The organism is Burkholderia sp. RF4-BP95 (assembly GCF_001521985.1).
Taxonomy (GTDB): Bacteria; Pseudomonadota; Gammaproteobacteria; order Burkholderiales; family Burkholderiaceae; genus Burkholderia; species Burkholderia diffusa.
The window spans coordinates 22,909-34,163 of the sequence record NZ_LOSX01000055.1 but is presented as its reverse complement, the minus strand read 5'-3'; the positions used below and the strand labels follow the sequence as shown (position 1 = coordinate 34,163).

9 protein-coding genes are annotated in these 11,255 nt (G+C 59.8%); 2 read left to right on the top strand and 7 right to left on the bottom strand.

The annotated features are described in order from the left end of the window. On the top strand, positions 1–1,135 hold a 1,135-nt coding region (locus WS46_RS36110), incomplete at its 5' end, for a hypothetical protein (protein ID WP_179949170.1). A gap of 167 nt (positions 1,136–1,302) precedes the next feature. On the opposite strand, the gene WS46_RS19615 is transcribed toward WS46_RS36110, so the two are convergent. The 6 genes from WS46_RS19615 to WS46_RS19590 all read right to left on the bottom strand — a co-directional run bounded on the left by WS46_RS19615 (position 1,303) and on the right by WS46_RS19590 (position 8,668). Continuing rightward, positions 1,303–2,196: a TraB/GumN family protein gene (locus tag WS46_RS19615; protein WP_059533320.1), complete on the bottom strand. Its 894-nt coding sequence runs from the start codon at positions 2,194–2,196 to the stop codon at positions 1,303–1,305. A 53-nt stretch (positions 2,197–2,249) separates the two neighbouring features. Then, positions 2,250–2,918: a GAD-like domain-containing protein gene (locus WS46_RS19610; RefSeq protein WP_059533322.1), complete on the bottom strand. Its 669-nt coding sequence runs from the start codon at positions 2,916–2,918 to the stop codon at positions 2,250–2,252. 153 nt (positions 2,919–3,071) lie between these two features. Beyond that, the gene (locus tag WS46_RS19605; RefSeq protein WP_059533324.1) at positions 3,072–3,740 is read right to left on the bottom strand and encodes a GAD-like domain-containing protein; all 669 of its coding nucleotides are present in this window, start codon (positions 3,738–3,740) and stop codon (positions 3,072–3,074) included. A 12-nt stretch (positions 3,741–3,752) separates the two neighbouring features. After that, entirely contained in the window at positions 3,753–5,138 is a 1,386-nt protein-coding gene (locus tag WS46_RS33045; RefSeq protein WP_082721923.1) for a polymorphic toxin type 15 domain-containing protein, read from the bottom strand. Next, complete coding sequence (locus WS46_RS19595; RefSeq protein ID WP_059533326.1) at positions 5,131–6,552, bottom strand: DUF2169 domain-containing protein; 1,422 nt, start codon at positions 6,550–6,552, stop codon at positions 5,131–5,133. The genes WS46_RS33045 and WS46_RS19595 overlap by 8 nt, the downstream gene beginning before the upstream one ends. A 4-nt stretch (positions 6,553–6,556) precedes the next feature. After that, the gene (locus tag WS46_RS19590; RefSeq protein ID WP_059533360.1) at positions 6,557–8,668 is read right to left on the bottom strand and encodes a type VI secretion system Vgr family protein; all 2,112 of its coding nucleotides are present in this window, start codon (positions 8,666–8,668) and stop codon (positions 6,557–6,559) included. A 133-nt stretch (positions 8,669–8,801) separates the two neighbouring features. Between WS46_RS19590 and tssF the strand changes: the two genes are divergently transcribed. Next, positions 8,802–10,667, top strand: a complete 1,866-nt coding sequence (gene tssF / locus WS46_RS19585; RefSeq protein ID WP_059533328.1) for a type VI secretion system baseplate subunit TssF — start codon at positions 8,802–8,804, stop codon at positions 10,665–10,667. On the opposite strand, the gene WS46_RS19580 is transcribed toward tssF, so the two are convergent. Beyond that, the gene (locus WS46_RS19580) at positions 10,668–11,240 is read right to left on the bottom strand and encodes a hypothetical protein (RefSeq protein WP_059533330.1); all 573 of its coding nucleotides are present in this window, start codon (positions 11,238–11,240) and stop codon (positions 10,668–10,670) included. Positions 11,241–11,255: the final 15 nt, after the last annotated feature.

Genomic DNA, 11,255 nt, shown 5'->3' with positions numbered 1-11,255 from the left:
GGCGGCAGCTGGCGCCGCGCATCGGGCAACGGGCGACACCGGAACCGAGTTGGCACGGCCCATCGTGCCGGCATCTGTCGACACACTGAAAGTGCTCAAGCGCGCCCTGGAGGCCGCAACGGGTCAGGCGGGCGCGAAATCGGCTCACTCGAGCGCCGAGACGCCGAAGCCTGTGCGTGGGCAAGGCCAGGTCGGTCTGTTTGGCAATTCGACCGTGGATGACGGCTTCGATGTCATTATTGCCCTTCAGTCCGCCCTGCTCGCCGAAGGTCGGGCATTCCAGAAGATGGGCGCAGACATGGCGGTTACCCAGCTCAAGGTCACGCAAGAGCAGGCTCAGGAAATCATCAAGCAGGGGCAGGATGAGCTTGAGGGAGCGATCTCCGGAGCGGTGCTGCAGGGTGCTTTCTGCGTGGGTTCGGCCGTGCAGGAATTCAAGGGCCTGAAAATCAACGAGACGTCCCTCACCGAGGAGATGGGCCGGGCGAATGCCAACGAAGAACTGACGCTGGATGCGCAGAAGGGTCTGCTCGGGTCGCGTCAAGCGATCAATGAAGAGGTGCGGGAAGTGGAGCTGAAGCCGCTCCAGCCGCTCGAGGAACCGCTCGGTGAGTCGGGCATGGCAAACGGTGAGATCGGCCAGGACCGTGAGCAGGCGGTTGAGCGGCGCAATGCGGCAGCCGAGCGTGCGGATCAGGCTCGTTCCGAGGAGGAGGCGGCCGAGCGTCAGATGGTCGGCGTCGAGCCGAGTCCGTCGGAGCCGGGCTGGAAGCACTCGCAGGCGATCGCGGGGCAAACCGAGCGCCATCGCGTGGCACAGCGTGCGCATCAGATCAATCACGAGTTCAACTACGTCGAGATGCGGCGATGCGACGCGCGGGCCCGTTTGATGTCGGCCGTTGGCGAAATGGCCCACCGTCAGGCGAGCGCGGCGGCGGATCTGGCGAAGAGCGAGGACCGTTCGGAAGAGACGATCGATGGCCGTTTCGCCGAGCTGTGGGGCCAGGTGGGCAACCTGCATCAGGATAGCGCCCGAAAGGTCAAGACGGTCCAGGAAGACATGCTGGCGGTCGTTCGGGCGCTGGTGGGCCAGCAGAGCGATCTCGGCAGTGTCGTGGCAAGCAAGATCGTGTAAAGCGGGAGGCTGCCGCCTTTGACTTCGGTCGGGGGCGGCAGCCGACGCGAGGTGTTTCTGACTTGCCCTTCAGTTCATAAGTATTCCGAACTACTTTACATAACAGATACTAACGTCGTCGCTGATATGTTTACAAGGTTTGCGTTTCTTTGGTACCCGAACAATGCTTAATGTGTATCTCCGATGGCCACGCCTGGCCAATTTACCGGGTCGACCTTGTAGCCTCGTTCGCGCAGAAGCGTGATCAGTCCAGATGCACCGGGGAAATGCATCGCGCCCACGACCACGACGGCATGGCCGTCTTTGAGAATTGCATCAAGACGGGGAAGCCACTCGACATTTCGCTCATCAACCATGTGTCTTGTGTAGACCGCCGCGGCGTCCGGCGAACCGAGGGACTCGAGGACCTGCGTGCGAATCGCGTCGTAGTCGCCGGCGTTCAACGCGTCTCGAGTCTGTTCCAGTACCGTCTTCGGATCATGCGCGAGCGCCCATTTGAACCCGCTGACATCGTAACTGGCCGGCACCTTTCTACGCTGCAATTCGACCCAATTTGCATCCTCCAGGACCTCCGGGTTCTGGCGCAATGCGACGGGGGCGATACTGAACAAATAAGCATCCCGCGACGTTGCATTGCGCGGTAACGGGCATATGGTGTAGGCGAGCGCGTTCGACTCGTGTGGTGTCGGTTCTTGGAGCCAGTTCCGCGCCGATGTCTCAGGCAATCCAGCACATGTTGCCCGGTGCAGATAAACGTTGATCTCGGCGTCCGTCAGCGATTTCGCCCAGTCGCGCGCGGCACCAGATTCGGATGCCTTATCGGCCGGCAAAGTCGCAAACCCGCTGTGCTCGATGACGTAGTGGCGAGCTCCGGCAAAGATCGACGGCGCCGGTTGGTTGAGCCCCTCTACTGGTACGTGTATGGAGCCAATAAGTATGCTCGTCTGGCCATTGGGCGCCGTCGCTCGCAATACCGGCACGCTGGTAGGCGCGGCCGCTGCGAAGGTCGAGGCAGCCGCTATGATCGCGGCAACGGTACCGGCTATGGAACTTTTAAACATACCTTTTTTGGAATCTCGTTGCCATACCATGCGCGGGTTTTTCAATTTTCCCGCTATAGCAATCCAGCATCGCGGGCATCTTGCCCAATGTCACGCATCACCTGTATTTCTGTCACCTGAGACAAAATATCCAGGTGGACATGCGCGTCGAGCTTTTGAAGCCGCTCGAGCGCCGGTGTGCCGCCCAACGCGAGCGCTGGCACAAACCCGTACATCGTGGTGTGATCGAGAGGCCCCAACTTTTCTAGCGCGCGCTCGAAAAGCGGAGCTTTTTCGCTATCCAGCAGATCAAACATCTCTTTGCTGGCCGTACTAAAGAAGAGCTGGATGGTTAGATCCGGGCCATCCTCTCGGTACTCCTCCTCATCGAAAGACGGAAAAATCATACCGTACGGTGTGGTGACCTTCAGCGACTGTCCAGTATTCTCACCCCACAGGATCAGCCCGCCAAAAGCTGTACGCGCAATTACGTAATATGCATCGCGCTCCATGAATTGGGTCTCGCCAATCCACGCCTCCAGCTCATCTTCCCATTCGTCCGGATCGACGGTCCACAGCAACCCCTTGCCATAGCCGCACCACCCGTACTCCTGCCAGTAATCCAGAAGTCTATTTGGCAACTTGCCCCGGAATTTCTCGATCTTTTCAGAGGGCACGTCACGTCGGGCTATCGGCGGCCCGAATTCCTGGTACCCCAAGAAATTCCCAATGAACTGATCCATTGCTCTTTCCGCGTTGGTTCCCGCCGCTTCCTCAAACGAAATTACACGTGCGTGCCGGGTCAAAATAGCGCGACCGTCAACAAAGCGCCGAACGCTCCACTGGTTAGTCGATCAGCTTACGACGTCAACGCTCGTGATTTATTCAATATCGCGCTACAGCAATCCAGCGTCTCTCGCATCTTGTGCAATGTCTCGCATAACGTGCAGTTCCGTCACCTGAGACAAAATATCAAGATGGACATGCGCGTCAAGTTTTTGAAGCCGCTCAAGCGCCGGCGTCCCGCCCAGTGCGAGTGCTGGCACGAAACCGTACATCGTAGTGTGATCGACGGGGCCCAACTTTTCTAGTGCACGATCAAACAATGGGGCCTTATCGTTATCCAATAAATCAAACGCTTCTTTCGAGCAGGTGCTGAAAAAGAGTTGCAATGACAAATCCGCCCCCCTTCTTTCGAACTTACTTGCGTCGAAGGACGGGAAGATCATTCCATATGGGGTGATGATTTTTAGCGACTGGCCCGTCTTCGCTCCCCACAGAATCAATTCACCGAAAGCAGTTCGCGCGATCACATAGTACGCATCGCGCTCCATGAATTCCGTCTCGCCAATCCAGGCCTCCAACTCGTCTTCCCATTCATCCGGATCAACGGTCCAGAGCAATCCCTTGGCATAGCCACACCAACCGTAGTTCTGCCAGTATTCCAGAAGCTTGGTCGGCAATGTGCCACGGAATTTTTCAATTTTTTCGGGAGGCACGTCTCGTCTGGCAATGGGGGGCCCAAACCCTTCGAAATCTAGAAAATTCTCCATGAACTGATCCATTGCACTTCCTCACTATTTGCATCGCTTGAGCTTAGCATTCATTTTAGTACCGCCCCGCTCCGTCTCAGGGACTTTTTTCGCGGCCTCGTCAAGCTCAGCTACGCGATCCTTCCACTGCGATCCGATGGACGAGTTCACGCCGCGGTCACCCATCATGTTCACGACGTCCTTGCCACCCGCGATCATGTCCGGGTTATGCAACGCGGCCAATGTCTTCATCCGCTCGGCGGCCATTGCTTCAGCTTGTTCCTTGGCGGCCTTACCAAAGATGCCCTGTTCGTTTAATACGTCTTTGAACTGGTTGGCTAATTCGCGCGAGTACTTTGCCCTCGCCTGTTCCTGGGCGGCACCGGTGCCCGCTCTCCCAATCTCTTGATATCGCGCGCGCCCTTCCAGATACTCCTTCACGCTCAGGTCGTTCAAGCCCTTTTCCTGCTCGAGAAGCTGCCGGTCATACTCCTTCGGGTCACCCTTCGCGTTCTTCTTGAAGCACTTCACCAAGTGCTCTTTCATCCGCTTCAGCTTGACCTTCAGGCCGTCTTTGCCTTTCTCGCCCGCCTCGGCCTCCTCTTTCAACTTCCTGAGTCGTTCCGCTTCCGCCTGGGCTTTCTTGGCCTCTTCGGCCTCCTTCGCCAACTTGGCCGCCTTCGCAGCCTCTTCAGCCTCTTTCGCCACCTTGGCCGCTTTGGCTGCCTCTTCTGCTACATGCGCCCCCTTGGCGAGGCCCACAGCACCTTTGGCAATCTTGCCTGCCGTGGTCACCACTTTCCCGCCTGGGATCATGCTCGCAGCAGATAGGCCGGCCTCGACCATATCCCCCTCGGCCGCATAAATTCCCGCGTCCACTGCCCCAGTCACAACGGAGAGTCCTGGCACAAAACTCGCAACGCCAAGCACGCCGTGTACCCACGGACTCGCCGCGCCCCACCAGCCTTCTTCCTTGGGGGTCTCCGGCTTGACGGGTGGGTTGCCGCTGCCGCTCGGCTTGCCGCCCTCGATCGATGCGCTCGGGACGGACTGGGTCACATAGATGCCCGGGCAATTCCCGCCATTGAGGGTGCACGGATCTCCTTCACGAATGACCGGCTTGCCCGTGATGCGCACCGTGCTCGAGCCCTTTACCGGCTTGACTTCGCCACTCACGGTCCCACTCTTCACGCCGTTGCAGGATCCGGCAGCGTCCCCCGTACAGCTCGGCTGCGTGCTCTGACTGAGCACGTAGGTGGGGGCGCCGTTGAAGCGCACGTTAGGCACCGTGCCCAGGCTGCTCGACAAATCCTCCGTCACCGGGTATGGCAACGGGGGCGTGCTGCTGCCGACCGGTGTTTTGTTGATAGACGGCGCTGTTGAAACGGCTTTGAACGCGCTGTCCTTCCGGGCTCCAAGGTGGTTAGCCATGCCCCCCCCTCTCCCGTTCCGAGATCGCGGACGCCATCACGTCGACGTCGCCGCGCGTGAGCATGCGCAGCTCGAGGGAACGCACGCCTGGTTGCTTGGCCAGCGTCGCTCGCCACACGCACGACACTTCGCGCCGCTCGGGATCGATCAGCACGGTGTCGAGTCGCGCCTCCAACTCTCCTATACTCCCGTTTTCGAACCGTACCAACGCAAACGGAAGATGTCCGGGCAGGTTCAATGTCAATGCGACATTGCCAGTGGCGTCCTTCGTGGAATACGGCGTAGTCGACGCACACAAATTCACCAGCTCGATCTGTTCATCACCGCGCAGCGCATCCACCTGCTGATCTGGCCATGCCGCATTCCAGACGGCAAAATCAAAATCCTTCGGTACCGGCGCGTCGCTTTCGATGAACGCGCGATCGATGGTTCCCACCAGCTTCGCGCGCTCGGGATGCCCTTTCGGCCGGACACCTAGCCCAGCGACGAGTGGCGCCGATTCAGCGAGCTTTCCAACGCGAGCTGAATCGAAATCCCCCAAGGTAATGGGCCGCGCCGAATATTCGATTTGCGGCGCGGCAACCGCGGTGATGCCTGTTGCCTCCAGATACCAGTCGCGTACGAATCCCTGTCCAGAGACGTTGGCTGAGAACGCATCATGGGCGATAGGGGCGCGGGGCGCGTCGGGATGGGCACCGGCCTGCTCCGGGGTCAATCGTTCCTTCTTTGAGACCCGATCGGCCGCCTTGTCGCCCGTCTCAATACGACATTGACCACCGAACGCATGCTCTAAGTTTACCTGAATATTGCGTGCTGACTCCGGAGGCGTTAATTTCCATGCCGGCAGGCCGAAAATGCCCAGAGAGCCAATCTTGACCAGCGCGGCCGCGAAACGCCGCAACCCTGTCCGCTGGACAAAGTGACGCTCACCCGTCACGGTAAGCGTCTTTTCGATCAGGCGTTCACCTTGCGGTGGCGTCTTCTTAGCTCGTTCGACTTCCGCTTTCCACGCCTGGATTTCCTCCAGCGACGCGGGCATTAACGGATTGAGCCCATGCGGCTCCGGCGGCAATGGCGTGGGCGAACCAGGTCGACTCACGGTAAGCCGAACGTCGAATTTAGTCGGTACGCTCCCATCCTCCCGTCTGGGCGGATAAGCCGTCGCGTTAACGATCACGTCGCACCGCGGCTTGTACTGGCACAAGTCCGATTCCTGTCGAACACTGCCCTGCATGTCCAGACCAAAGAACTCGTCTGCCTCGCACAACGGTTGTTGCGCGTCGGAGAAATGGAGGTCGTGCGCGCCGTTCCACGTCAGGGTCTGCCGTAAAACCATGACGTGGAATTCTTGCTCGCGCGCATCAACACCCGCGAAACCCAGCGCGGGAAAGGGAGTGTGGTTGATGAACTCCATCGGATCAATTCACATCCACGTCTTTGCCGTTGATTTCTACCGGACCAGATCCTTCTATGAGCAACTTCACTCCCTTGAGGGTGATGTTGCCGTCCTCGTCCATGCGAAACGTCGACTTGCCGACCGTTACCTCGAAGACCTTACCGGCCTTGATCGAATAGGACTTCCCTACGATCGAAGTCTTGGACAAGCCCACTTCTTCGGCACTGGCCAACCCCGCTGTCGTGTTGACCGCACCGACGACCGTGACCTGATATCCGCCGCCGACTGTCAGTGCTTTTGCGAGTCCTACCGTCTCTGTCGACGTCAGCGCAATCAGGAGGTTCTCCATCCCCTTGATGGTCTCGTTCCGGTTGCCGCCGACCGTCAGCGCCTCATTGTTGCCGACGTGCTCCGTACGATCCACGCCGATCGTGATCGTCTCGTTGTTGTCGACCGTTTCGGTTCGATCATGCTTCACGTGCACCGTTTCGTCATGGTCGACGTTCTTCGTGCGATCGTTGCCGACCCAGTGCGACTCGTCGTGCTCGACCTCGAGGCGTTGATCCTTTTCGGCGTGCAACCAGACTTCCTCCGAGCCTTTCTTATCCTCGAAGCGGATGGCGTTGGCCGTGTTGACGTTCCCGGTCTTTGTCGACCGCGTGAGAATCCCGCTTTGCGTCGCGTTCCCGGGCAAAACCCACGGCGGCATGTTTGCTGAGTTGTAGACGCTCGAGATGATCAGGGGCCTGTCCGGGCAACCGTCGAGGAAAATCACGACCACCTCGTCGCCGATGCGCGGAACCTGGATCATGCCGAACCCGCGCCCGGCCCACGGCTGCCCGACGCGCACCCAGCACGAGCTCCCCTGATCGCGCTTGCCCAACCGGTCCCAGTGAAACTGCACCTTCACGCGACCTAGGTTGTCGGTGTAAATTTCTTCGCCTTGGGGCCCCACGACGACGGCCGTTTGCGGCCCGATGATCGAGGGCCGCTCGATCGTAAACGCCGGGCGATAGGGGATCTTCTTGCGGATGCAGACGAAGCTACTCTGGTACGTCGCACCACCCTCGCTGGCCTGATAGTTGTTCGTTCCGCTGTGCGTGACCGTCGTCAGCAGGAACTGACGATCCTCGGCCTTCGCGGCGCCATGGTCGTAGTGGTCATCGAGCTCGAAGTACTGCCCAGGCGACAACCGCCGGCTCGTACTCGTCCCGATAAAGACCTTGCTGTGCGCGGCGAGCGCTTGCGTCCTGAAACGCGTCAACGCTTCGCCGCGATCGCTGTCCGGGAAGCCGTGCTCGCCCAGGTAGTCGTAAACTTCGTAGGACGGCACTTCGCCCTGATTCACTTCCGTGCCACCCGACACAAACCGCCGCGCGTGCGGCACCTTGTAGTCGAATGTCTTCAATCCGACGCTGCTCGATTCCAGTTGCCGGCTCGCCTGGAACGACGTGACGACTGCCAGGTTGTCGAGCGCTTCGCCTTTCGTATACTGCAGCACGGGGCTGCGGCCTCTGATCGGTTTTGCGGCGATCGAATTGTCCGAGATGACCAGCTTGTGACCGTCTTTCGCATGCTCGAAAAAGTAGAACAGCCCGTCTTCCTGCATGAGCCGTTCAACAAATTCGAGGTCGGTTTCCCGGTACTGCGTGCAGTAGCTGCGGTTCGTCGTTGCTTTGGATAGCCGGAACTCAAACGACGCAATCTTGCCGTACTCACGAAAGACCTTCGCGAGAATGGCCTCGGTGTTTTCCTCCTGAAAGATCCGGATGTCGCGACTGCGCGAGAGCATCCACAGCCAGGGCACGAGTGTCGCGCTGTAAACCGTGAAGCTACCGTCGTGGTCGAGGTGACTGAAGTTCGCGACGTAGCCGTGGAAATACCGTTCTTCCGAGCTCGCCAGCGCGTCGGTGAGCTGTAACGTAATTGTCACTGGCTGGCCGATCAGCTTTTTGAGTTCAATATTCGGGTCTTGAGAAGCAAGCCGAACGTGAAACTCGAAAATTTGAGATAAGCCTTCGGTGCCTTGAAAATCGACCAGCACCAGATCCGACCGCCCTTTCATTGGCGTCTGAATGGTGAACAATCGGTTACTCTGTAGCCCAAAGAAACTCGGAATATCTGACAGTTGCATGGCGCCCTCGGAACCCCGCATAGGAACGGCAGGATATTATTCGTCGGTGGATTTTAAACTGCCTGCCCTGGGAAGGATCAAGTTTTGCGTTTCTTGAACCTTGCATATGGGGACTGAGCTGTATGGAAGGTGAATGGATAACCTGCTGCCCCACTACGAATACGAGGTCGGCCTGCTGTTGCGCGGCATCACGGAATTTGCTCAGCGCTATCCGAAGATCGGCGCGCGGCTCGGGATCGCAAATGGGCAAGGCGATCTGCATGTCGACCGAATGATCCAGACTTTCGCGCTGCTGGCCGCACGGGTCGATGTGAAGCTTGAGGACACCTTTCCGGAATTCACAGAATCGCTACTTGAAGTGCTGTACCCGCAGTATTTGCGGACGATGCCTGCCTGCGCGATCGCACAATTTGACCCGACGGATCTCTTTGGCCAGTTGACGACGCCGCTCGCGATGCCCCGCGGCACCTTGCTCGACGCCAATGCAGCACCGTGCCGGTTTCAAACGACGTACGACGTCAAATTGTCGCCCTTGCGCGTTCACTCGGCGCGCTACGCCCCCGCCACACTGGCGCCCGCCGTCGTCCGGCTACCCGACAAGGTGGCAGGCATCCTCTCGATTACGTTCGCGAGCGCGTCGCCGACCGAAACCTTCGATGACGCGATCCCGCACGGCCCTGTTCGGGTTCATCTCGCCGGCGATCGACCGCGGGTTGCCGCGCTCGCCGATGCGCTGTTGCTGCAGGCAGGAGCCGCGTTCGTCGAAGTCGAGCAAAGTGGTCGGTGGTCGGAATTATCGAGAATCCCGATCGAATCGGTCGGGTTCAAAGAGAATGAACAGCTGTTTCCGAAAGAATCGACCCCGACCTCGGACGCCTACCAAGTTCTGCTCGAGTCCTTCGCTTTCCCCGAGAAGTTCGACTTCATCGACATCGATTTGGGGCGGATGCGGCGCACTGCGCGTGCGCCGACGGCAAAGCGCCTAACGTTGCACGTCGCGATCCAGGACGCGCGGATGCAGGCGGCCTTGACCGACCTCGACGCAAGCGCCTTCCAGCTGTTCTGCACGCCCGTGGTCAACCTGTTCAAGCGCAATGCGACGCCGATCCAGTTGACGGGCACCGACAACGCATACCCCGTAACACCCGAGCCGCTGGAAACCGGCACCCCGCTCGACGTGTACTCAATCGACGCCGTCCATCTGGGCGACCGGGCGGAAGCTGAACAGGAAAAGCGGTCGCCATTGGCCGGGCATACGGCCCGAACTGCCGTGCAGCCATATCGTGCCTTCAGTCATGGGCGGCCGATCGATTCCTCGATCGTCTACTGGACCACGTTTCGCGATCCCCACTCAGCGGCAGGACGGGCGCGCTCGCCGCTCCTGCTCTCGCTGGTTGGGCTGGACGGCAGCGCTGTCCTACCGAAGCGCCCGCAGATCGAGGTCGATGTGACGGCCAGCAACGGCGACCTGCCGTCTCGGTTGCCGATCGGCGCACCGGACAGTGACCTGCTACATGAAGGCGCAGCACTGACCTGCCCCATCCGGCTCCTCACGCGTCCGACTCTGCCCAGCACCTTGCCGCGCGGACACGACTCGCTTTGGCGAGTCGTCGCGGGCATGTCCCTGCACCCGTTTGATCTGACGCAAACCGGACTGAAGGCATTCAAGGACTTTTTGCGGTTGCACGCTCCGCGTGCAAGCATCGTCGCGCAACGCAGCATCGACGCGATCACCCGCCTCGACTACGAGCCTGCGATCAGGTGGATGCCGCTCGACAACCAGTTTCCGTCGTTCGTGCGGGGCATTGAGGTCGTGGTATCGCTCGACGACGCCATGTTGCGCGACGTCACGTTGCACGTACTCGCGAGAACGCTCGACACGCTGTTCGCGCCGTACGCCGCGACGAACAGCTACGTCGAGTTGGTCATTCGCTCGTCGCAGACCGGTCGGGAACTGCGGCGATGTCCTGCGCGTCCCGGAACGCGCCCGTTGATTTAGTCAATGCAGGTAGCCGACGAGAATGCCGGCGCCAGCACCCGCCTGCAAGCCAACGGTCGTGCCGCCCATGAGTAGAATCGCCGGCGCGTGCGCGATGGCAATCTCGGCCAGCCAGGACATTGCGGGATTCGACAACCCCAGCGCCAGCTGCGCGGAATTGATTCCAAGTATCATTGCCGACCCGGCCTTACCGTATCCGATGCCTACGCCGCCGTCGAGGTACACCGTGGCACCCTGGAAATCGGACTCGACGAGTTCAGCGCCATGAAACGCCGGCGCCATGTAGATGAGTCCTGCGCTGTCGAAGGACTTGGCCGAGCCCGCGCCCCCGACCTCACGCCCGGCGATCTTGGGGATCTTGATCTCTGGCAAGGAAAATCGCGGAAGCTTGATCTTCGGGACACGAAGCCCGAATCCAATGCCGACACCCACGCCCCCGTAGTAAAAATCGGTCTCTTTCCCGCCCGGGTCAGCGAGGACGATGGTGCCGCCCGAGGCGACGACGAACTCGATGCTGACGCCGCCCGTGGCACCCGTCTTGTAGCTCCAGTTGCTGGGTCTCAGAATTGACACGGCCGATCCTCTCAG

Bases quoted from the DNA above. Each gene is read 5' to 3' on its own strand.
- WS46_RS33045 (WP_082721923.1), bottom strand. From the start codon at position 5,138: ATGGCTAACCACCTTGGAGCCCGGAAGGACAGCGCGTTCAAAGCCGTT.
- WS46_RS19590 (WP_059533360.1), bottom strand. From the start codon at position 8,668: ATGCAACTGTCAGATATTCCGAGTTTCTTTGGGCTACAGAGTAACCGA.
- WS46_RS19595 (WP_059533326.1), bottom strand. From the start codon at position 6,552: ATGGAGTTCATCAACCACACTCCCTTTCCCGCGCTGGGTTTCGCGGGT.
- WS46_RS19615 (WP_059533320.1), bottom strand. From the start codon at position 2,196: ATGTTTAAAAGTTCCATAGCCGGTACCGTTGCCGCGATCATAGCGGCT.
- WS46_RS19610 (WP_059533322.1), bottom strand. From the start codon at position 2,918: ATGGATCAGTTCATTGGGAATTTCTTGGGGTACCAGGAATTCGGGCCG.
- tssF (WP_059533328.1), top strand. From the start codon at position 8,802: ATGGATAACCTGCTGCCCCACTACGAATACGAGGTCGGCCTGCTGTTG.
- WS46_RS19605 (WP_059533324.1), bottom strand. From the start codon at position 3,740: ATGGATCAGTTCATGGAGAATTTTCTAGATTTCGAAGGGTTTGGGCCC.